We start from the raw sequence: 21355 nt of genomic DNA on the forward strand, positions 1-21355 counted from the left end.
TATATGAAACTTTTAGTTGTTGGAAGCGTTGCGTTTGATGCAATCGAAACACCATTTGGTAAAACAGATAAAATTTTAGGAGGTGCTGCCACTTATATCGGGATCACTTCATCTATTTTGGGCGTAAAATCCGGAATTGTTTCTGTAGTAGGAGGAGATTTCCCGCAAGAACACCTTGACATGTTTACAAAAAGAGACATCAATATCGAGGGACTTGAGATCGTAAAAGAAGGAAAAACTTTCTTCTGGTCAGGAAAATACCACAACGATTTAAATACAAGAGATACTTTAGCGACTGAAGTGAACGTTTTGGAAAATTTCGATCCAAAAATTCCTGCTTCTATGCAGGATTCTGAGATCTTATTATTAGGAAACCTACACCCGGGCGTTCAGCTGTCTGTTCTTGAAAAAATGAACCAGCGTCCGAAACTGGTTATTTTAGATACAATGAATTTCTGGATGGATTCTGCTTTGGATATCTTAATGGAAATGATTGCTAAAACTGATGTAATCACCATTAATGATGAAGAAGCAAGACAGCTTTCAGGAGAATATTCTCTTGTAAAAGCAGCTAAAAAGATCCACACAATGGGTCCTAAATATGTTATCATTAAAAAAGGGGAACACGGAGCGTTACTTTTCCACGAGGGTAAAGTGTTTGCGATCCCGGCTCTTCCGTTAGAAGATGTGTTCGATCCTACCGGAGCAGGAGACACTTTCGCGGGAGGTTTTGCAGCATATTTGGCTAAAAAAGGGAAGATAGATTTCGAAACAATGAAGTCTGCTTTAATCGTTGGTTCTGCAATGGCATCGTTCACGGTTGAAAAATTCGGAACGGAGAGAATCGAGGAAGTAACCGAAGCTGATATGTTCAGTAGATTAAGACAATTCAAGGAATTGACGACATTTGATGTAGAACTACAATAAATACGTCTTTTTAAGAAATATTTATAATAAAAAATTTAGCATAATTCATTAAGAATTCTAAATTTGCAACTTGTTTAAAATAGTAAAATGACAAATAAACTAAAGATCACTTTTCTTTTTGGAATTTTCATGATTTTGTTCTCAGCAAATATGATGAAAGCTCAACTAAAACCTGGAGAACTAGTGGATGGTATTGCTGCGGTAATTGGAGATGAAATTGTTCTCGAGTCTGATGTGAACGAACAAATGAATTATGCCAAACAGCAGGGAGCTTCTAATACAGATAAATGTGAGTTTTTGGAAAACTTGATCAACAACAAACTTCTTGTTTACGAAGCAAAAAAAGATACTTTAATTGAAAACCGCTCTGCTGCGATCAAAGAACAGGCAAATGGGAAATATGCTCAGCTACTTTCTCAGTTTCCTGACGAAAAGACGATGCTGGCAGCTTATAAATTCAGAACGGGATACGAAATGAAGAATGCTATCGAAAAGATCGATACGGATACTTATTACGGTCAGGCAAAATACCAGAGAATTACAGAGAAAGCAGATGTTACTCCTAACGAGGTTACGGATTTCTTTAACCTGTATAAAATGCAGTTGCCGGAGATCAAAGACGAAGTTTCTTTGGCTCAGATTGTTATGAATCCTAAATTGACAGAAGCTCACAAGCAGGAAATTATCAACAGGCTTAATAAAATCAAAAAGGATATTTTAGGAGGAGAAAGTTTTGAAAGTCAGGCAAGAATTTATTCTGAAGACCCAGGTTCTGCGCCTAATGGTGGTTTAATGAAGAATATTACTAAAGGACAGATGGTAAAACCATTTGAAGCTGCAGCTTTGAATCTTCAGGAAGGAGATATCTCAGATCCTATTGAATCTGAATTCGGATATCACATCATTCAGTTAGTAAGAAAAGCCGGAAAGGTTTACGATGCAAGACACATTCTTTTGATGGCAACGCCTACTGAAGCTGAAATTAAAACGGCTAAAGTAAAATTAGACAGTATCAGAACGCTGATCATTGATGGAAAAACTACATTTAAAGATGCTTCTTTCAGATTTTCAGATGACAAAAGAACTAAATTTAATGCAGGGATCATTCCTGGAGCAGATGGTTCAAACAAAATTGAAAGAGAAAGTATTCCGGGATCAATAAGCTACGAATTGGCAGGTTTAAATAAAGGAGATATTACTACTGCTTTTGAAGATGAAGACGAGAGAAAGAGAAAGGTTGTAAAGATCGTGAAAATGGAAGATGTAATTCCTGCTCACAAAATTACAATGGAGACGGATTACGACAGAATAAAGCAGATGGCGCTTAATAAAAAGAAGAATGAACTGATTGAGAAGTTTGTAAGTTCAAAATTACCAACGACATTCATATCAATAAATGGCCGTTATGATTCTTGTAACTTCAAAGGAGCTTGGAAGAAACAGACAACCAAAAAATAAAATCAAAACCTTCAGAATTTCTGGAGGTTTTTTTTTGCCTTAATTCCCGAAATGTTTTTAATTTTAATTCAGAAACAATACAGATGGATTATCATTTTTATCAAAAAAAATTTCAGGAAGCACTTGATCAGATTTCTCAAAAAGAATTTAATGATTTAGGTTTAAAATTTTCAGTTGAGACAATTCTGGAATCTGTTGTATTAAAAATATACAAACCCGAATGGTCAAGCGATCCTCAATCTTCATTAGATGCTTCAAGCAGAATATTTTTTTCAATCTGGATCAGCGATAAAACAATTAAAGAGGGTAGATTATACTATAATATTCATGCTTTGAAATTAAGGGAATTAAAAGGCTATAAAATACAAAGTAGAAATTTTGCAGAGAATTTTAGAAATAGATTTACAAAATATCAAAAAGACTGGGATAATGTAAGTGTAAAATTTGGTCCGCTGACATTAATGGAAGGATGGATTGAACTTAAAACAGACAATCTTCAAAAAGATATTATTAAACTAAGCAACAGCTTTTTAAAAATAAGTTCTCTCATTGATGAAACTTTACATCTTTTTAAATCTAAATAATTACTGTATTTAAGCTAATTTTTAAAGTTTTTTATTCACTGAAAACCTTTGTTTTTATTATTTTTACACATGAGCAATTTTATAGATTTTAATTCAGCTAAAAAACTTCATGAGATGCAGCAAAGTCAGAATAGAATTTCAGAACTTTTTAATATACAATATCCGATTATTCAGGCGGGAATGATCTGGCATTCGGGTTGGAAATTGGCTTCTGCTGTTTCTAATTGTGGCGGATTAGGTTTAATCGGTGCAGGAAGCATGTATCCTGACGTTTTAAGAGAGAATATTCAAAAATGCAAGCTAGCTACCAATAAACCTTTTGGTGTGAATGTACCTATGCTATATCCGAATTTGGATGAAGTGATCCAGATTATCTTGGAAGAAGGCGTAAAAATCGTTTTTACCTCTGCCGGAAATCCTAAAACTTATACTGAAACTCTTCAAAAAGAAGGGTTGAAAGTGGCTCACGTAGTTTCCTCCACAAAATTTGCAGTGAAATGTGAAGATGCCGGAGTTGACGCGATAGTAGCAGAGGGTTTTGAAGCAGGCGGACATAACGGAAGAGATGAAACTACAACCTTTTGTTTAATTCCAAATGTTAAGCAACATATTTCTAAACCCTTGATTGCAGCTGGTGGAATTGCGTTAGGCTCACAAATGAAAGCAGCCATGATTCTTGGCGCAGACGGAGTTCAGATTGGATCTCGTTTTGCCGCAACCGTTGAAGCAAGCGCGCACGAAAACTGGAAAAAGAAAATCACAGAACTTAATGAAGGCGACACTCATCTTACGTTAAAGGAATTAGCACCTGTAAGAATGGTCAAAAACAAGTTCTTTAACGAATTGGAGGGGATTTATCAAACCGGAAGAAATACAGAGGCTTTGGTCGCTTCATTAGGCCGTGCAAGAGCCAAACGCGGAATGTTTGAAGGCGATATGGAAGATGGCGAATTGGAAATCGGTCAGGTTTCAGCGTTGATTCATGATATTTTACCGGTAGAAACAGTTTTCAATAATTTGTTGAGAGAATTTGAAGAAGCAAAAACTCCGGGCTTTTAATTAAAGTTGATCGGAATGGAAGGAAAGATAATAGACGTACAGGGTAAAAAACTTTATATAGAGTACAATAATTCGTTTGAAAATAAGCCTACAATCGTCTTTTTACACGATTCTTTAGGCTGTACAAAACTTTGGAGGAATTTTCCAACTCAACTTTCGGAAGCAACTCAATGTAATGTTTTAGTGTATGATCGTTTGGGTTATGGTAAATCTTTTCCTATGTTTTCTCATGAAAGGGAAAATAACTATATGGAATTGGAAGCCGACCTGTTGAATGAATTATTAGAAGAATTAAACATCAATAGCGCAATTCTTTTTGGTCATAGCGATGGCGGAACCATTGTGTTGATCGCCGCGTCAAAATATCCTGAAAAAGTAAAAGCTGTAATCTGTGAAGCAGGACATATTTTCGTTGAAGATATTACGATTAAAGGTGTTTCTGATGCTTTTGAAGTATATAAAACAACCGATTTACCGGAACGTTTAGCAAAATATCACGGTGATAAAGTTCCGATGATGGTTAAAGCGTGGACGGAAATTTGGTTAAGTGGCAGGTTCAAAAGCTGGAATATCGAATATCTTTTAAAAAATATTACAAGTCCATTGCTTTTTATTCAGGGAGAAACCGATGAGTATGGAACGTTGGAGCAGGTTGAAAAAACAATTAATCAGGTGAGTGGAAGTTCAGAGAAGTATATTATTCCTGATGTTGGACATACACCGCATAAGGAAGTTCCTAAATTAGTATTGAATAAATCGGTTGAGTTTATCAATAAAATAGTGGAAAATTAAGATTACTAAATATCAGTTTTATCAATAGGAGCGGACTTTAGTCCGCTTTTCAATTTTAATCTGTCCAATTGGCTTTAGCCAAAACTTATAAAAGATTAATTTCAAACTCAATATTTTCTTTCGCCTGAACTTCATATTTTTCTCGGAAATAATCAGTTTTAAAAATATTTTCCAATGCTGAAAAATGTTGTAAAACCTTTTTTCTTCCCGGTTTGTAAAGAAAATCGGGATAAATAGAATATTCTTTTCTGATTTTTTTGGTATACTCAAGATAGGTTTCAACATCTTTTCCAAGGATTGAAAGATCTGCATCCAAAAGATAATTGATGTCTTGATCATCAGATTTTTGATGCGATTTTGTGGCAATAATTTGGTTGAAAATTGTCTCAATTGATTGTTTGTCAATATTTAAGTTTTCAAGCTTTGTTTTAGCGAACTCTGCACTTTTTTCTTCATTGGATTTTGAAGAAGCGTCATAAATTACGTCATGATAAAAAACCGAAAAAGAAATAATATTAAAGTCTGCAATCTTATCTTTCACAGATTCAAGTTCAGAAAACATATTTTGAAGATGCTCCAGATTATGATAATGTCTGCTTTTTTCGGAATATTTTTTTTCAATTTCTTTCCACAAATTTTCAATTAGGTTTTGATCTTGAGTGAATTGTAAAAAAAGCTGATTGAATACGTCTTTAAGTTCCATTACAAAATATTTTAAATAAAAAAAGGAACTTAAAAAGTTCCTTGATTTGCTTCAATAGTTGCTTTTAGGTCTGCCCAGCCACCGCCATTGTAACCGTCTTTCAAGCCTTGAGAATTTAGATATTCCAGTGCTTTTCCGCTTCTGTTTCCACTTCTGCAGAAGATGATTACGGGCTTTTCAATAGATAAAAATTCTTCTTTTCTATCTTCTACTTCACCTAACGGGATATTTTTTGCCCCTTCTATATTTCCGTCCATTTCCAATTCCATTGGCTCACGAACGTCGATTAATTCATAGTTTCCTGATTTTAATACTTCTGTTAAAGACATAATTGTATTTGTATTTAAAGTTAAAATATAGACTGTGGATTTTTGAAAAAAAAAATACTGTTTTAATTCATTGATCCAAAGCCTAAACAAATTTATAAAATAATCTTAGTTTTGCAATGTAAAAATCATGAATTCGAATGCCGAAAAATATTCGCAATTAATTAAATCCAAAGCCGAGCGTTTTGGGTTTCAAAGCTGTGGTATTTCGAAGGCTGATTTTTTAGAAGAAGATGCCAGAAATCTGGAAAAATGGCTCAAAAATAATTTTCATGGCGAAATGAAATATATGGAAAATTATTTTGATAAAAGACTAGATCCAAGATTGTTGGTTGAAGGCTCAAAATCAGTGATTTCGCTTTCCTATAATTACTTTCCCAAAGAAAAAATTTCAACATTAGAAAACTATAAAATCTCAAAATATGCCTATGCAGAAGATTATCATGAAGTTGTAAAAGAAATTCTTCGTGAAATGGTTGATGAATTAAGAGAAGAGATCGGAGATTTTGACTGTAGAGTTTTTGTAGATTCTGCGCCGGTTTTAGAAAGAAGCTGGGCCAGAAAATCAGGAATTGGCTGGGTTGGGAAGAATGCAAACCTGATCACGAAACAAAATGGTTCCTTTTATTTTTTGGCAGAAATCATTTGTGATCTAGAATTAATTCCGGATCATGAAACGACGGATCACTGCGGAACGTGCAGAAAATGTATTGATGCCTGTCCTACAGAAGCTATTGTTTCTGAGAAACTTATCGACGGAAGCAAATGCATTTCTTACGCGACAATAGAATTGAAAAACGAAATTCCCGATTCTTTTAAAGATAAAATGGAAGACTGGATGTTTGGCTGCGATATCTGTCAGGATGTTTGTCCGTGGAATCGATTTTCAGTACCTAATCTTCAATCCAGATTTGCACCGAATGAAGCGCTCAAAAATTTTAAAAAAGGAGATTGGAAAGAACTTACCCAGGAATTATTTTCAGAAATTTTCAGAAAATCTCCTGTAAAGAGAACAAAATTTGCAGGTTTGAAAAGAAATATTGAATTTCTGGAAAAGACTTCAGATAAAAAATAGTTCAAATTTTTGGTGATAAATCCTCGTCTGGAATTTTTCGGTTCCAAAACAAAAGTGGTTAATCAGCCATTCCTTATACTTTTTGTGGTAAAGGAGGGTAAGATATAAGTAAGTAAAAACTCAATAAAAGGCTTTCCTAAAAAGAAAAAATGACTTTCAAAAAGATAAAATCTCTTAGAAAATCAACGTTTTTTTTGTACTCTTTTTGGAGCAGTTTTTACTCTTACTTTAAATCTTTTCTGAGATTTGATGTTTTTACGCATATTTGTGTATATTTCGTAACTAAATTTAATCATTTTTCCGATTAAAACAAATACTTTTACGAAAAATTATTAATTAAATTTTATTCAAATACATGAGTGTGAAGATGGTATTATTGTCTGTCCTTAAAATTTTAGGTGTTATTGTAGGGATTATTGTTCTGTATATTTTAATGGCTTATTTACTGCCGTTTATTGAGATCTCAGCAAAAGATGACGGAGAGAAAAAAGAAATTCCTATTTATATTTATACAAACGGAGTACATACCGATATTGTAATGCCTGTGAAAAACGATATGCAGGATTGGAGCACGAAAATCCCTTTTGCCAATACGAAATCAAAGAAAACAGATTACAATTACGTTGGAGTCGGGTGGGGCGATAAAGGTTTCTATCTGGATACTCCGACTTGGGCTGATCTGAAATTTTCAACAGCTTTCAAAGCTGCATTTTGGTTGGGAGAATCTGCCATGCACTGTACGTATTACAAAAAAATGAAAGAGGGAGGCGATTGTAAAATAATTATGATCAGCAGATCTCAATATAAGGATCTCACAAAGTTTGTTGAAGATAAATTCGACAAAGATCAAAACGGAAATTTTATTTTGATTCCTACCAATGCGGTTTACAGTGATAATGATGCATTTTATGATGCTCAGGGAAAATATAGTTTTCTGTATACCTGCAACACTTGGTCTAATGATGCTTTAAAAGCAGCCGGACAAAAAGCAGCATTCTGGACGCCTACAGATTCCGGAATTTTTCAGCATTATAAATAACTTTAAAATAAAAAAAATTATATAGAATTAATAATCTATAATTAAAAGAAGGAGCTGTGAGGGATACAGCTCCTTTTTGTGTTTTTAGAATCGTATATTATTTAAATGATATTCAAATAAAATCATTGATTGTGGGATATTAAATTGTTATTGTCCTAGATATATAAAAATATTTAAAGCAATATTTTTGGGGTCTATTGATACGGGCGTACTTGATCCTCCTGTAGTTACACTGAAACTATGGCTATGGTCTCCTGCTGCACTTGTAGTGTATATTCCAGCGCTATCATCAGCCTGGTTATTTACAATAGCACCGATATTTCCTGCGTTAGCAATTATATTTCCTCTATCAGTATAAGTATGGGTATGACTCCCCGACGAAAGAGCAGTTCCATTAAAGGTTACTGATGGTAAATTTGCTTGTGCAACAATAAATGTAGTATTTCCTCCTAATGCGCCTAAAGCTTCGGCTCCTGTTTTTGCTTTTAAATATCTGCCGGTAGCATTTGGAATATTGGTCGTAAAGCCAATAGATGTAGCATTGGATTGTACAGAAGCGGGTAAAGATGAAACTGCTCTTCCGTCTAACAAATACCATCCGTTGTGATCGGTTGTCTGAACACCATATTTCACATTTCCTATAGGTGTATCTGAAGTCGATAACCGAAGCCATTCAGTACCATTATTCAGATAAAGTCCTTCTGATAGAGTTGCATTATTCGTTGTATTATAAACCATCATACCTTTAACATGTTGTGGGAGAGGAGCTGCATTGGTTCCGTTTACTAAAGATAATCTTACAGGTAAAAATCCTGTATTGGTAGAATATAGTTCTAATAGAGATTCCTGGTTAGGATCAGACGTATTGATTCCTGTTTGACCGTTTAGAATAATACAACTAAGTAGAGTAATAATTAATATAATTATATTGTTTAACTTTTTCATAATTAATTTCCTAGATAAATAAATACATTAGTTACCAAATAACTTGGAGTTACATTAATGGGCTGAGAACTTCCGCCCGAGGAAAATGAAACTGTATGGGTATGTGCACCACTAGCTTCGGTAGTATATGTTCCCGCAGTATCATCAGCTTCAGGATTTACATTTACAGCTCCATTTGAACTATTTGTAGTTGTGCCTGCGCCTCTGTCAGTGTAAGTATGTGAATGGTCTCCCGCAGAGTTAGTACTACCTGTAAAAACAACGCTTGGAAGATTGTTTTGTGCTAAAGCGATTGTAGAACTTCCCGATAATAAAGCTAAAGCTTCAGAAGTATCTTTAGTTTTAATAAATCGATCGTCTGTATTGGGTAAATTTGCTGTAAATCCCAAGCTTACTGCTCTTGCCTGAACATTTGCAGGAAGAGAAGAAACAGCTCTTCCGTTCAGTAAATACCATCCGTTATTATCTGCCGTTGCAAAACTGTTTGAGATTGTGCCGTAAGGATAATCGTAAGAAACTTTATCCCATCTGATTCCGTTGTTCTGATATAAACCTTCTGAAACATCGTTTGAGTTTGAAAGGTTATAAGTAATAATCCCTTTTACATGTGTAGATAATGGTGCAGGAGAGATAATATTAATAATATTATTTCTCATCAGTAATACACCCTTATTGGTTGAAGAAACTTCCAGAACAGAATTTGTACTCGGATTAGGTGTGCCTATTCCGACCTGTGCCTTAATCTTATTAGATATTCCTAAGATTAGTATGATATAAAGTAATAAATTTTTCATTGTACAATTTTAAAATTAGAACCCTAAATAAATAAATGCATTCGCAGCTAGATTTTTAGGTTCAATGGTTATTGGTGCGCTTGAACCTCCTGAAGATACCTGAACACTGTGAGTATGTGCCCCGGCTAGACTGGTGACTTGATTAGCCAAACTTGCCGTACTGGCAAACTGAGACGCTCCTATTTTATGATCCCATGGTATATGACCTCTATCTGTGTATTGGTGAGTATGACTACCGTTAGTACTTGTAGTTCCCGTATAAGTAATATTGGGTAGATTGTTTGGATAAAGGCTAACAGCTTGAAATCCGGTAGCAGATAACATTGCAGATGCTCCCTTTTGCTTCAGATATCTGTCTGTTGCATTGGGTAATGTTGAAATTATTGCAAGCTTGGCAGCATTTGCCTGTGCTCCTGTTGGTAAAGAGGTTAAAGCTCTGCCATCTAATTTGTACCATCCTTGAGAATCTGCTGTTGCAAAACTATAATTTACATCGCCAATATTTGGTTTTGATGTATAGAGTCTCTGCCATTTGGATCCATCATTAATGTATAATCCTTCTACAACATCGTTCATTACAGATATGTTATAGACAATCATCCCTTTTTCATGATTGGCAAGCGGAGTAGATAGAGCTGTACTCGAAAGTTGTATTCGAGGCAACAATAATCCTTTTGAAGCAGATGACAATTCTAAGGCAGAGTTAGGATTAGGACTTGCAGTTCCAAAGCCTATCTGTGATTTTAGAATACTCGAAAAACATATTGCAATTAATAATAAGTTATTTTTCATCCTTTTGATTTTTTTTCTTAATTAGGTTTTTTTTGATTTTACTGTAAAATATTTTATACGTACTGAAATTTCAGCTACAAATCTAATTACGCACCTATTTTAAAAAAAATAATCACATGTTACATAGATGTTACATGAGTTTAATTATTTGATTACCAATTAATTAAATTATTTGTATGTTTTGCTTTTATTTTTCATAAGAAGATAATCTATAAAATAATTTGTAACTAAATAGCTTCAATAGAAATTGACTTATTACTTTTTAAGGACAAATAATTGTGGAAATTTTGAAAATAATAGTGCGAATTTTTTATCAAAAAATAGAATTTCAATAAAAAATTACTGTTGAATATGAATTGATAATTTTGATGGAATAAGACTTTTTCGCATTAGAAATTTTGATTAGACAGGTTTGGCTATGACTTTTCCTCATTTTCCAAAAGGTGATACTTTTTTGTTTATAGATTAATATAACCATCACTTTCGAGTAGTGTTTGCAGATAAATTAATGCCTGAGAATGTTTTATCATTGAAGATGGTGGGTGAAAACATGAAAAAAAAATGAAATAATTATCAAAATTTTGATTTTTTTTAAAAGACAGTATCTGTGAAAATTAATTACAGAAATATTTTTATGTAATTGATTATTTATTAAAACACGTCAAGTTTTGGCGTTGGCGATGGTTAGATTTGTATTAGAATATTCAACGATTGATCAATCACAAAATTAAATTACTAAAACTTTAATACAAATTAAATTATGATTTACGCAGACGATTTTTTTAAACCGACAAATACTTTACCATTAGATCCTTTGGTACAGTTAATAGATAATGAAACTGGTGAAAATGCTTTCTATGTAAAGTGTGGTACATCAACAAACCTTGTTGACGATGGAGTTATCTATAGAAAAAGTGTCAATACATTTTATAAAAGACAAATTGATAATGGAGTTAACGTAAAATGGTTTGGTGCAAAAGGAGATGGGATTATTGATGATACTTATGCATTAAAGGAGGCCATGCAGAAAGTGTATAATTTATCAGTGCCAATTTCTCCTACTTTAGGATGGAGAAATCCCATGAAGTTAGTTATTCCCGCAGGGAAATATAAGATTACCGCAAATCTTCTCGATACTTCTATGGATTCTGCAAGATTTATTTTTGAAGGCGATGGATGGCAAAATACAGAGATTATTTATGAGCCGTTGAATAGTAACGAGTTTATGTTCAATAATGATAAGATAATTGGTTTTACAACATTTGAAGGCATTCAATTTACCTCTAAAAATAAAGGAAAATTTATGAATCTTGTTGGGGGTGCACCAGGAAATGCTCAGGCTATAATATTTGAAAAGTGTTTTTTTGAAGGCTTTAATCAAATTATCAGCTGTAATGGACTTGATATGACTTCTGAGGTTACTTTCACAGATTGTAAGATTAAAGGAGGAGATACTTCAGCTGTTTATTTTAATCTTGCTAATGACCAAGGAGTAAACTGGAGATTTTATGGTACAGATATAGAAGGTTTTACTGGCGTTTTATTTGATTTTATAGAAGGGCAAACTATCTATTATTATCAAGGTTCTATTATGCCTGGTGAAGGTGGTACGGTTATTAGAATTAATAGTGCTGCTAATCCGGATACTTTTGGAGGCGGAACTCAGCCACATATTTCATTTTGGGGTCCAAGGTTTGAATTACTGAATGGTGCAAAACTAATCCAAGTCTTTAACAAAAGCGTTAATTTTGTATTTAAATTTGATTCTTGTGGTATGGGGGGATCTACTATTAAGAATGGTTTGCCAGTGATCGAGACTAAAGGCAAAGGAACTATTATTTTTGATACCTGTTCGAATTGGTATAATTATAAAATCTCACATGATATTGATAACGGCGAAGATTATCTATCGCCATTGAGGATTATTTTCAGAAATATTGCACCTACACTTGATCAAATTAATCAGTCTGTTTGTAATGTAGTAGGAAATATTTCTTCTTATCCTATCTATATTTTCGAAAACTGTAATACAAATTCATGGTATAGACCTTGGAAAAAAGCAGCTCAGAATAGTCCTTATGGTTGGAATATTTCAAAACATATTTCAGGAGTAAATGCAAATTCTGATGGAGTTTATTTGCCATCAGTTTCATTACAGACTACAGTTAAAATTAACTTAAATATACCTGATCAATATATTACTGCGAAAAAAATTATTTTCAAAAAAGCTGCAGATATTGGGGAGTATTATGATCAAGTTCATCATATAAAGATTTATGATAAAACAGAAACAATACTTTTGGCTGAAGGTGATTTTGATACTAATAAAGGATTGATTCTAAACGACCCAAGGCCTCCAATGTTACATACTGCTGATAACTATGTAATTTACCTTACACCAACTATTTTTTATGGTGATACTTTATTAATTGGAATAAATCTTATTTCTGAATATTAAATTAGCGTAGCTATAAAAGTGACACGATAATAAAAATAAAAACCTCCGAAATCATTGATTTCGGAGGTTTTAGTACCCAGTACCAGAATCGAACTGGTACATCTTTCGATACTAGAGTTTGAGTCTAGCGCGTCTACCAATTCCGCCAACTGGGCTTGATGTTTGTTTTAAATTGGTGTGCAAATATAGAAACTTTTTTTTATGTTCAAAAGTTTTTACAGAAAAAATTTTAAAAATTTATCTCCAAACCATCGTAGGCAAGGTGCATTCCGGCCGGAAGTTGTTTATCTTCAACATTATGTAAACCTAAATGATGGCTGATATGAGTTAAAAATAATTTCTTAGGTTTTAGTTCTTCAAACAATTTAATAACGTCAGGAAGAATAAAATGTGCAGGATGCGGATCAAATTTCCGAATACAGTTCAATACTAAGACATCCAAATTCTTCAGTTTTTCCTTTTCTGTGTCTGAAATAAAGCCGGCATCTGTTATGTAAGCAAGATTTTTAAATTTATATCCAAAAACAGAAATTTTATAATGAATAACCTCGACCGGAGTAATTTCTGTGTCTAAAACAGTGAACGGTTCATTTTCAATTTCATGAAGATCAAAAGCGGGTGCGCCGGGATATCTTTCGTCCGCAAAAGCATAAGGAAAACGATTTTTTATCTCGTGCCCGACTCTTGGATAGCAATAAATAGGCATATTTTTTCCGCTTTTAAAAATAAGAGGTCGCATATCGTCAAGCCCGATCACATGATCATTGTGTTCGTGAGTGATAAGAGCAACATCAACTGTATTTTCATGATTTAGAAGCATTTGCTGTCTGAAATCCGGACCGCAATCGATCAGGATTTTTTTATTTTCTTCTGTAGAAATCATCACAGAAGATCGAAAACGATTGTCTTTGGGATTTTGTGATGTACACACCTCACAGGTGCAGCCAATAACGGGTACGCCTTGGGAAGTTCCCGTTCCTAAAAATTTCAACTTCATTTTCTTTTGAGGTTGGTTTAATTTTGGTAAATTTACGAAAAATTTAATGTCCTAATGTATCAGAAACTAACTCCTAAACAAAAAGCATTAACAATTAATCTAGATCCTACTATTTATGGTACTTTCGCAGAAATTGGAGCAGGGCAGGAGACTGTTCGACACTTTTTTAGAGCAGGAGGGGCTTCAGGTACAATTGCTAAGGCGATGTCTGCTTACGACAAAGATTTTAGTGATGCCATCTACGGAAAAGAGGTTAAAAACAGGTATGTTACTCAAAACAGACTTCGTAAAATGCTTCGTTATGAAGTAGCCTTGATCGAGGAAAGAATTTCCAGAGATAACAACCCGAACAGAAAGTTTTTTTCTTACGCCAATACCGTTACAACAATTAATTTTGATAAAACTGTCAGAGGTCACGGTTGGGTAGGAATCCGTTTTCAGGTGAAGGAAAATGAAGATTACAACGAGATCGTTATCCACGTAAAATTCAAAGAGAATGATGCTACTTTACAGCAGGAAACTCTTGGAAATTTGGGAGTAAATCTTATTTTCGGTGCATTCACATATTATGATAACCCGAGAAGATTAATTGAATCTCTTTTCGACGACGTTGCAACCGATAACCTGGAAATTGATATGATTGATTTCAGCGGTCCGGCTTTCGCTTATGTTGATAACAGACTAATGTCTTTACAGTTGGTTAAAAACAACATGACAGACGCGGTTATCTTCAATTCTCAAGGGAGCAATATGCTTCCGGCAGATAGCTTATATAAGAAAAATATTTTTGCGATAAGAGGAAGTTTCAGACCTGTAACCAAGGTAAATATTGATATGCTTCAAAACGGTATTGATATGTTTTTGAAGGATGCGGTCTGTACCCATGAAGAAACGGAAATTTTAATTGAAATTACCATTTCCAACCTTCGAGCAGACGGAGATATTGACGAAAGAGATTTCTTAGATAGAGTAGACGTTCTTGGGAAATTAGGTTACACTGTTATTATCTCAAACTTCTCAGAGTATTATCGATTGATTGATTATTTTGCATCTTACACCACTGGAAATATTGGAGTAGCAATGGGCGTAAATAACCTATTGATGGTATTTGACGAGAAATATTATAAAAATTTATCAGGTGGAATTTTGGAAGCTTTCGGTAAATTTTTCAGAAACGGAATGAGAGTGTATCTGTATCCTTACAAAGATCCTGAAACTCATGAGTTATTAGATTCTGAAAATCTTAAAGTAGAAGAAAATCTTAAAGAACTTTATAAATATTTTAAACTCAATAACCGTATTGTAGATATTAAAAACTATAATCCCGAGTTTTTGGAAATTTATTCCAGAGAAATATTACGAAAAATTGCCGGGAACATCAAAGGTTGGGAAACTCAACTTCCTGAAGGTGTTGCTGAAATGATAAAAGAGCGCGGAATGTTCGGTTATAAACAAGAACTTTCATTAAAACAATTCTCCTAAAAAACAAAATATAATGTCAGAACTAAAGAAAAGACTTTCTTCCATTCTTGAAAGTCCAAAACATAATACTGAAGAAAAGCTTCAGAAAGTTTGCCATCTTTTGGATCAGGAAATCTCTTATTTCAACTGGACTGGTTTCTATTTTAAAAATGGAGATAAGGATGAACTGAAATTAGGCCCTTATGTTGGAGCTCCTACAGATCACGAGATTATTCCTTATGGAAAAGGAATCTGTGGTCAGGTTGCGGTTTCTAATGAAACATTTGTTGTTCCGGATGTTCACCAACAGGATAATTATTTAAGCTGTTCAATTGATACGAAAGCTGAAATTGTAGTTCCTATCTTCAAAGACGGACAAAACATTGGTCAGATTGATATTGATTCTCATAAAATAGATCCTTTCACGGATGAAGACAGAGAATTATTAGAATGGCTTTGTAAAGAAGTTTCTAAGATTCTATAATTGAAAAAATACAAACTCCGATCTTCTGGTCGGAGTTTTTTATTATGCTATTATGATTTTTTCTAGTTTAAAAATTGTGTCATTTGTGAAAAGTATCCGTGAAATTTGTGTTTAAACAAAATTTACCTCAGAAATCAATTCCTTAAAATAATTCCCACTTTTCGCAATATGCGTTCCATACCAGGAAAAAGCTTCTCCATCAACGATTATAATTTTTTTATCTGGATAGAATTCCTTGAATTCCTCAATATGTTTCTCTTTAAATGGAAATGGTTCGGAAGAAAGCATGATAATATCAGCTTCCGCCAGATCTTTGGTTTCAATTACGGGATAGCGGGTTTTATTTTTAAATATATTTTCAAAACCAATTTCAGATAAGATACGATGAATAAAAGTATCAGAGCCGATTGTCATATAAGGATTTTTCCAGATCAGATAGGCAACTTTTATTGGAAATTCAATTTTAGCCTGGCTCAGAACCTCGTAGGTTTTAAGATTGAATTGCTGTGCTTTTTCTTCTTTATTAAAAAGCAATCCAAGGTTTTTTAAGAGATAATAATTGTCTTCGATGGTTTCGATGTTGGTCACCACGACTTTAAAATCTTCCATCAAAGCCTCAACCTGTTCTTTGATATTTTCTTCTTTATTTGCAAGGATTATATCGGGTTGTAAAGCTTTAATTTTTTCAATATTAATATTTTTTGTTCCGCCAATAACAGCTACATTTTTTACTTTTTCTTCGGGATGGATACAGAATTTGGTTCTTCCGATGACTTCATTTTCAGTTAAACCCAAATCAAATAAAGCCTCAGTAATTGAGGGAACTAGAGATATAACTTTCATTTTTAGACTTTCTTTAATAACGAATAAATATATCAATTTAAGTTAAAGTCTGTCTTATTATTTGGTATGTTTTTTTTATTGAAACTCAGCTTATCTCTCAAATTGGTTATTGGCAATTCGTAAAGCTTATAAATTGTAATTGAAAATATAAATGTAAGTGACCAATATAAAAAATAGAATGTAGGGATTATAATATGGTAATTGGTTGTGAAGTTCGTCCAAGGAATATTTTTTAAAATCATCCCTTTAATTAACGTCATGTGAGTGAGATACATGGAGTAGGAAATCAAGCTTATAATGGTGATTATGCTGCCGATTTTATATTTTGATTTTTTTACATTTGAAAGATAAGGAAGTAATAATAATGTTGCTAAAGATGTTAAGCTGTACTCTAAAACAATATTATAAAAATCTCCTACAGTCGCAAGAATATTAGTTATACTACATAACTTCTGGATAAGAAAAATTAATATTCCGGTTATAAATAAAGCGAGAGGAAATTTATTCCAATATTTTGAGTAATAATAATTAATGTAAGCACCCACAACACCATACATAATACTGTCTAATCTAAAAATTACCTGATGATGAAAGTCTATATCTTTCTTCTCAGAATACAGGTTATACCTCAAAAGAGTGACCGAAAATAAGACCATTAAAGCAATAAAAAGAATGGAATTTTTAGGTTTTAATTTAAAAAAAATAATGAGAATGAAAATTAGCAAAGGAACAGTTAAATAAAACCACTCTTCAACACTCAGGCTCCAGGATTCTCCAAAATATACGTCTGTAGGGTAAAATAAATTCTGACTAAAATAATAGTATTTGCTGATCTTTTCAAAACTAAATGAAGGATCTTGAATGCTGTAACAAATGGTAAGTATTGAAAGAATTAAAATATAGGTAGGAAGGGTTCTAAACCACCTTTTTATCCAGAAATCCAGCAGTAACCTGAAACTTGGAGTGTTTTTTTCCAGTTGTTTTATTAAAATACCCCCAATTAAAAAACCGCTTAATACAAAAAAAATCGTTACACCGTCAATCCTGATATAATTATGAAATTGTATTATTTTTTTAGGAAATATAAATTTACCATGATCTATAACTACAGTAATGATTGCAATAAATCTTAGTATATCTAATCCAAAAATTCTATTATTTTTTAACTCTGTAGAGAATAATGAATAAATATTAATTAAAGGCATGTTTTTTAAAAACTTATGCATCACTTGGGTCTTCTTGGTTAATAATGCAAAGGAAGTAAAAAAAATATAAATTACTCATTGTCACCGCTTGAGGATATATATGTAATCTAATAAAACATGCTTTTTTTTATTTATATATTGCTCTTTTTTCAGAATATTATCTTACATAAACATTTATGTTGATGTATTTATTTAATTTTTCAGAAATTTTTATAAAAGTTTTCCTGTTAAGAAAAGTCCGGCTACAGAAAAGTAAATAATAAGTCCGGTAACGTCTACCAAAGTTGCTACAAATGGAGCAGAAGAGGTTGCCGGGTCGAGTTTTAATTTTTTAAGAATAAAGGGAACCATAGATCCTGAAAGTGTTCCCCAAAGTACGATTAATACTAAAGAAACAGCAACGCTTAAGCCTACAAAAGCCCAGTGAATTCCGTAGTTGAAAAGACCAATCTTATGCCAAATCATGATTCGTAAAAATCCGATGATCCCAAGAACTCCACCAAGAAGCAATCCTGTGAAAATCTCTTTTTTCATCACATACCACCAATCTTTCAACCCGATTTCCTGAAGCGCCATTGCTCTAATGATCAACGTTGCAGCCTGTGAACCGGAATTTCCGCCACTGGAAATAATTAGAGGAACAAATAATGCTAAAACAACCGCTTTTTGAATTTCATCTTCAAAATAACCCATTGCGGAAGCAGTTAACATTTCGGAGAAAAATAATATAACAAGCCACATTCCTCTTTTTTTTACCATTTCGATAAGAGAAGTCTGGGTGTATGGCAGATCTAGGGCTTCAAGACCCCCAAATTTTTGGATGTCTTCCGTATTTTGCTGCTCGATTTGGTCTAAGATATCATCAATTGTTACAATTCCTACCAAAACTCCGGCTTCTGTAATGATGGGAAGTGCAGTTCTGTCGTATTTTTCGAAATAAGTTACCGCATCTTCTTTTGAAGTCATTGTTGTAATGGCAACGAAGTGATTATCAGTTAATTCTGATACTAATGTGTCTTCTTCCGCCAATAATAAACTTCCTAATGCTAAGTCATCAATCAAACGATTTCTTTCGTCCACTACATACAGGTGGTTCATTGTTTCAACCCTTTTTCCGACTTTTTTGATCTGTTGAAGACATTTCTTTACCGTCCATTCCTTACGGATCTGGATATAATAAGGTGTCATCAAACGCGCAATAGAATCAGAATGATAACCTAATAGTTTTAAGGCAATTCTTCTTTCCTGCGGATTAAGATGATTGATCGAATATTTAATAAGCTCATCCGGAAAGTCCTCAAACAGGGCAGTCCTGTCATCCGGAGTCATTGAATTTAAGATCTCGGAAACATCATCACTTCCGATACTTCGGATGGTTTCTTCCTGAAAATCCGGATCTAGGTGTGAGAAAACTTCAGCTTTGTATTGTTTCGGAACTTTTAAAAATGCCAGGAGCCTCTCATCAGCGTGAAGTTCACTTAGAGTTTCGGCAATATCGGCAGGATTAAAGATAAGTTCGTCATTATAATTCAAAACGTGCAATTTTTAGGATATGCAAAAATAATTCAATTTTTTAGAACTGACCAATGATGTGCGAAATTTAAGAATTAATTAAAGCTTTATTCTTTTTCAGGCTAGGAATGAGGTCGTAAAAATGAAAAACACCCGCGAAACGGGTGCGACAATATAGTTTATTTAAGTGATGATCAATTTATTTTACACTTCAGGGCAGTTATAGACCACACATGTGTTTTGGCAGCATGACCCACCCGGACATTGATAATGTTCTGTGCATCTTTTAAATATGCCTCCTTGAATTTCTTTTAGTTGTGCTTTGTTGAGCTTTTTTAAGTTTTTCATAGTATTTAGGTTTTAAATGCAACACTAAATTAATGAAAATATTTTAATTATTCACGTTAAAAGGAGTTATTTTAATATAAACTTAAAGAAAATTATAAAATAAGTGTGATTAAATCAGTGTATTACAAACTTAAAAGCCAGCTTCTGTGGATGGTTTTAATCTCCTCAATTCTTTCAGAATACCTTTTATTGCTCCGTTTGTACCGATTTTAATGGAGTTTTCTGCAGAGCCTAAAAGACGCATATTTTTGCGATAAGTGTCGTAATCTGATTCTGTAATAAAATTTCCTTCTGCATCAAAAAGTTTCATACTTACAACAACCTGGTTGGAAAAAACATATTTCCCCAGACCTACTTTGAAGTATCTTACCTTGGGAACAATGGCGAAATCTGCATCATTATTAATACAGTAATCGGCGATAGTTTGCTTGTCAACACTGTCGAATGGAACCTGAGTTTCGGTTCTGAGCATTTTATTCCTCTTGTATCTGCTTAAATGATCAGAAACTGCACTGAAAAATGCATGATTAGTGGGTTCTTTGATTTCCTCAAGGTCGGGTTCTACCTCGGGATTGAAGTATAAGACCTTTTTTATTTTATCTTCGGAAGCATTTCTTTGTGCCTTTACTGAAGCAATGCCGATCAATAAAAAAGTGAAAACCGTACTAAAAGTTAAAATTTTTCTCATTTGTAATTCGTTTGCAAAATTACTGTCTTTTAATGGTATGGCATAATTTTTTTAAGAAATTTTTAACATTTTTTTCTATCAAATTTGATACATGAAATCAATAATGTTTTGCTCAATAAAAAAATAGTCGTACTTTTGCACCCGTTACATAATAATCATTAAACAATATTGGAATGTACTTAACAACAGAAAAAAAGCAGGAAATTTTCTCTAAACACGGGAAATCTGCAGCAGACACAGGAAGTGCTGAAGGACAAGTAGCTCTTTTCACTTTCAGAATCAACCATTTATCTCAACACTTAAAGGCTAACCGTCACGATTTCGCAACGGAAAGATCTTTGGTTAAATTGGTAGGTAAAAGAAAAAGTTTACTAGATTACCTTAAAAATAAAGATATCGCAAGATACAGAGCAATTATTGCTGAACTAGGTTTAAGAAAATAATCTACAAAGATTTTCAGATAAAAAGCAACTTCGAAAGAGGTTGCTTTTTTGTTTTCAAAACTTTCATCTCCGAGCTTCGAGACTTCCGTCTTATTTATTCGGATCAATCTCAAAAGTTGGGGAGGAAAAAAATATTGCTAATTTTGTGGAATGTTAAACGATGCCGAACTCCTCAAATTATTTTTACCTGAACTCTTGATTGAGCATTTTGAGATTGTAAAATTTGAGGAAGAAAATAAAATCCTCCACATCTATTTTGACGAGAAAAATACAGCTCCGAAAGAGTTTTCGTCTCTGTTATTGCAGTCAAAAGGTTTTGTTCCGGAAATTAGCGTTGACGATTTTCCTCTTCGTGGAAAAACAGTAAAACTCCACATCAAACGCAGAAGATGGACCGATACGAAAACCGGTAATATCATCCA

Annotated in this window: 23 protein-coding genes and 1 tRNA gene; 12 read left to right on the forward strand and 12 right to left on the reverse strand. The window is 33.3% G+C overall.

Annotated features, from left to right (window positions below):
- The first annotated feature begins 3 nt into the window (after positions 1-3).
- From BT156_RS19190 to BT156_RS19210, 5 genes are all read left to right on the forward strand, one after another.
- On the forward strand, positions 4-927 hold the full coding sequence (locus tag BT156_RS19190; protein ID WP_072412548.1) for a PfkB family carbohydrate kinase: 924 nt from the start codon (positions 4-6) through the stop codon (positions 925-927).
- 87 nt (positions 928-1014) lie between these two features.
- Complete coding sequence (locus BT156_RS19195) at positions 1015-2385, forward strand: peptidylprolyl isomerase (RefSeq protein WP_072412549.1); 1371 nt, start codon at positions 1015-1017, stop codon at positions 2383-2385.
- Positions 2386-2468: 83 nt separating this feature from the next.
- Positions 2469-2969: a hypothetical protein gene (locus tag BT156_RS19200; protein WP_139255524.1), complete on the forward strand. Its 501-nt coding sequence runs from the start codon at positions 2469-2471 to the stop codon at positions 2967-2969.
- 69 nt (positions 2970-3038) lie between these two features.
- The gene (locus tag BT156_RS19205; protein ID WP_228430198.1) at positions 3039-4028 is read left to right on the forward strand and encodes an NAD(P)H-dependent flavin oxidoreductase; all 990 of its coding nucleotides are present in this window, start codon (positions 3039-3041) and stop codon (positions 4026-4028) included.
- A gap of 15 nt (positions 4029-4043) precedes the next feature.
- Positions 4044-4820, forward strand: a complete 777-nt coding sequence (locus BT156_RS19210; RefSeq protein WP_072412573.1) for an alpha/beta fold hydrolase — start codon at positions 4044-4046, stop codon at positions 4818-4820.
- An 85-nt stretch (positions 4821-4905) separates the two neighbouring features.
- Here the strand turns inward: BT156_RS19210 and BT156_RS19215 are convergent, their stop codons facing one another.
- On the reverse strand, positions 4906-5523 hold the full coding sequence (locus BT156_RS19215) for an HD domain-containing protein (protein WP_072412551.1): 618 nt from the start codon (positions 5521-5523) through the stop codon (positions 4906-4908).
- A 29-nt stretch (positions 5524-5552) separates the two neighbouring features.
- Complete coding sequence (locus tag BT156_RS19220) at positions 5553-5852, reverse strand: rhodanese-like domain-containing protein (RefSeq protein WP_066750942.1); 300 nt, start codon at positions 5850-5852, stop codon at positions 5553-5555.
- 127 nt (positions 5853-5979) lie between these two features.
- Here BT156_RS19220 and queG point away from each other — a divergent pair, with 127 nt between their 5' ends.
- Both queG and BT156_RS19230 read left to right on the forward strand, forming a co-directional pair.
- On the forward strand, positions 5980-6924 hold the full coding sequence (gene queG, locus BT156_RS19225) for a tRNA epoxyqueuosine(34) reductase QueG (RefSeq protein WP_072412552.1): 945 nt from the start codon (positions 5980-5982) through the stop codon (positions 6922-6924).
- 361 nt (positions 6925-7285) lie between these two features.
- Complete coding sequence (locus BT156_RS19230; protein WP_072412574.1) at positions 7286-7963, forward strand: TIGR02117 family protein; 678 nt, start codon at positions 7286-7288, stop codon at positions 7961-7963.
- A 147-nt stretch (positions 7964-8110) separates the two neighbouring features.
- Here the strand turns inward: BT156_RS19230 and BT156_RS19235 are convergent, their stop codons facing one another.
- Genes BT156_RS19235 through BT156_RS19245 form a run of 3 tightly spaced genes read right to left on the reverse strand, consistent with a single transcriptional unit; the run spans position 8111 to position 10494 of the window.
- Positions 8111-8908 carry a hypothetical protein gene (locus tag BT156_RS19235; protein WP_072412553.1) on the reverse strand — a complete coding sequence of 266 codons (798 nt, stop codon included), beginning with the start codon at positions 8906-8908 and terminating at the stop codon, positions 8111-8113.
- 2 nt (positions 8909-8910) lie between these two features.
- Positions 8911-9702 (reverse strand): hypothetical protein, encoded by a 792-nt coding sequence (locus tag BT156_RS19240; protein ID WP_072412554.1) that lies wholly within the window; start codon positions 9700-9702, stop codon positions 8911-8913.
- 15 nt (positions 9703-9717) lie between these two features.
- Positions 9718-10494, reverse strand: coding sequence for a hypothetical protein (locus BT156_RS19245; protein ID WP_139255525.1), 777 nt, complete (start codon positions 10492-10494; stop codon positions 9718-9720).
- Positions 10495-11254: 760 nt separating this feature from the next.
- On the opposite strand from BT156_RS19245, the gene BT156_RS19255 reads away from it, so the two are divergent.
- Positions 11255-12952, forward strand: a complete 1698-nt coding sequence (locus BT156_RS19255) for a glycosyl hydrolase family 28-related protein (protein WP_072412557.1) — start codon at positions 11255-11257, stop codon at positions 12950-12952.
- Positions 12953-13025: 73 nt separating this feature from the next.
- On the opposite strand, the gene BT156_RS19260 is transcribed toward BT156_RS19255, so the two are convergent.
- Together BT156_RS19260 and BT156_RS19265 are read right to left on the reverse strand one after the other, a co-directional pair.
- Positions 13026-13107, reverse strand: a tRNA-Leu gene (locus tag BT156_RS19260).
- Between the two features lie 74 nt (positions 13108-13181).
- Positions 13182-13949 carry an MBL fold metallo-hydrolase gene (locus BT156_RS19265; protein ID WP_072412558.1) on the reverse strand — a complete coding sequence of 256 codons (768 nt, stop codon included), beginning with the start codon at positions 13947-13949 and terminating at the stop codon, positions 13182-13184.
- Positions 13950-14003: 54 nt separating this feature from the next.
- On the opposite strand from BT156_RS19265, the gene BT156_RS19270 reads away from it, so the two are divergent.
- Both BT156_RS19270 and BT156_RS19275 read left to right on the forward strand, forming a co-directional pair.
- Positions 14004-15431 carry a nicotinate-nucleotide adenylyltransferase gene (locus tag BT156_RS19270; RefSeq protein ID WP_072412559.1) on the forward strand — a complete coding sequence of 476 codons (1428 nt, stop codon included), beginning with the start codon at positions 14004-14006 and terminating at the stop codon, positions 15429-15431.
- A gap of 13 nt (positions 15432-15444) precedes the next feature.
- Positions 15445-15894 (forward strand): GAF domain-containing protein, encoded by a 450-nt coding sequence (locus BT156_RS19275; protein ID WP_072412560.1) that lies wholly within the window; start codon positions 15445-15447, stop codon positions 15892-15894.
- A gap of 111 nt (positions 15895-16005) precedes the next feature.
- On the opposite strand, the gene BT156_RS19280 is transcribed toward BT156_RS19275, so the two are convergent.
- The 5 genes from BT156_RS19280 to BT156_RS19295 form a co-directional block, all read right to left on the reverse strand.
- Complete coding sequence (locus BT156_RS19280; protein WP_072412561.1) at positions 16006-16737, reverse strand: ABC transporter substrate-binding protein; 732 nt, start codon at positions 16735-16737, stop codon at positions 16006-16008.
- A gap of 32 nt (positions 16738-16769) precedes the next feature.
- A complete protein-coding gene (locus BT156_RS19285) occupies positions 16770-17942 on the reverse strand; it encodes an acyltransferase family protein (RefSeq protein ID WP_170857344.1) in 1173 nt (390 codons plus the stop codon).
- A gap of 210 nt (positions 17943-18152) precedes the next feature.
- Positions 18153-19475 (reverse strand): magnesium transporter, encoded by a 1323-nt coding sequence (mgtE, locus tag BT156_RS19290; RefSeq protein ID WP_072412563.1) that lies wholly within the window; start codon positions 19473-19475, stop codon positions 18153-18155.
- 183 nt (positions 19476-19658) lie between these two features.
- Entirely contained in the window at positions 19659-19802 is a 144-nt protein-coding gene (locus tag BT156_RS22660) for a bacteriocin-like protein (protein WP_435522181.1), read from the reverse strand.
- A gap of 130 nt (positions 19803-19932) precedes the next feature.
- On the reverse strand, positions 19933-20490 hold the full coding sequence (locus tag BT156_RS19295) for a pyruvate decarboxylase (RefSeq protein WP_072412564.1): 558 nt from the start codon (positions 20488-20490) through the stop codon (positions 19933-19935).
- Between the two features lie 173 nt (positions 20491-20663).
- Here BT156_RS19295 and rpsO point away from each other — a divergent pair, with 173 nt between their 5' ends.
- Positions 20664-20933, forward strand: coding sequence for a 30S ribosomal protein S15 (gene rpsO / locus BT156_RS19300; RefSeq protein WP_072412565.1), 270 nt, complete (start codon positions 20664-20666; stop codon positions 20931-20933).
- 150 nt (positions 20934-21083) lie between these two features.
- On the forward strand, positions 21084-21355 hold a 272-nt coding region (locus BT156_RS19305), incomplete at its 3' end, for an ISAon1 family transposase N-terminal region protein (protein WP_072412566.1).

This window comes from Chryseobacterium limigenitum, assembly GCF_900114875.1.
Classification (GTDB): domain Bacteria; phylum Bacteroidota; class Bacteroidia; order Flavobacteriales; family Weeksellaceae; genus Chryseobacterium; species Chryseobacterium limigenitum.

Coding starts and splice junctions, on each gene's coding strand:
- BT156_RS19190 (WP_072412548.1), top strand. CDS start 4: ATGAAACTTTTAGTTGTTGGAAGCGTTGCGTTTGATGCAATCGAAACA.
- BT156_RS19195 (WP_072412549.1), top strand. CDS start 1,015: ATGACAAATAAACTAAAGATCACTTTTCTTTTTGGAATTTTCATGATT.
- BT156_RS19200 (WP_139255524.1), top strand. CDS start 2,469: ATGGATTATCATTTTTATCAAAAAAAATTTCAGGAAGCACTTGATCAG.
- BT156_RS19205 (WP_228430198.1), top strand. CDS start 3,039: ATGAGCAATTTTATAGATTTTAATTCAGCTAAAAAACTTCATGAGATG.
- BT156_RS19210 (WP_072412573.1), top strand. CDS start 4,044: ATGGAAGGAAAGATAATAGACGTACAGGGTAAAAAACTTTATATAGAG.
- BT156_RS19215 (WP_072412551.1), bottom strand. CDS start 5,523: ATGGAACTTAAAGACGTATTCAATCAGCTTTTTTTACAATTCACTCAA.
- BT156_RS19220 (WP_066750942.1), bottom strand. CDS start 5,852: ATGTCTTTAACAGAAGTATTAAAATCAGGAAACTATGAATTAATCGAC.
- queG (WP_072412552.1), top strand. CDS start 5,980: ATGAATTCGAATGCCGAAAAATATTCGCAATTAATTAAATCCAAAGCC.
- BT156_RS19235 (WP_072412553.1), bottom strand. CDS start 8,908: ATGAAAAAGTTAAACAATATAATTATATTAATTATTACTCTACTTAGT.
- BT156_RS19240 (WP_072412554.1), bottom strand. CDS start 9,702: ATGAAAAATTTATTACTTTATATCATACTAATCTTAGGAATATCTAAT.
- BT156_RS19245 (WP_139255525.1), bottom strand. CDS start 10,494: ATGAAAAATAACTTATTATTAATTGCAATATGTTTTTCGAGTATTCTA.
- BT156_RS19255 (WP_072412557.1), top strand. CDS start 11,255: ATGATTTACGCAGACGATTTTTTTAAACCGACAAATACTTTACCATTA.
- BT156_RS19265 (WP_072412558.1), bottom strand. CDS start 13,949: ATGAAGTTGAAATTTTTAGGAACGGGAACTTCCCAAGGCGTACCCGTT.
- BT156_RS19270 (WP_072412559.1), top strand. CDS start 14,004: ATGTATCAGAAACTAACTCCTAAACAAAAAGCATTAACAATTAATCTA.
- BT156_RS19275 (WP_072412560.1), top strand. CDS start 15,445: ATGTCAGAACTAAAGAAAAGACTTTCTTCCATTCTTGAAAGTCCAAAA.
- BT156_RS19280 (WP_072412561.1), bottom strand. CDS start 16,737: ATGAAAGTTATATCTCTAGTTCCCTCAATTACTGAGGCTTTATTTGAT.
- BT156_RS19285 (WP_170857344.1), bottom strand. CDS start 17,942: ATGCCTTTAATTAATATTTATTCATTATTCTCTACAGAGTTAAAAAAT.
- BT156_RS22660 (WP_435522181.1), bottom strand. CDS start 19,802: ATGAAAAACTTAAAAAAGCTCAACAAAGCACAACTAAAAGAAATTCAA.
- BT156_RS19295 (WP_072412564.1), bottom strand. CDS start 20,490: ATGAGAAAAATTTTAACTTTTAGTACGGTTTTCACTTTTTTATTGATC.
- rpsO (WP_072412565.1), top strand. CDS start 20,664: ATGTACTTAACAACAGAAAAAAAGCAGGAAATTTTCTCTAAACACGGG.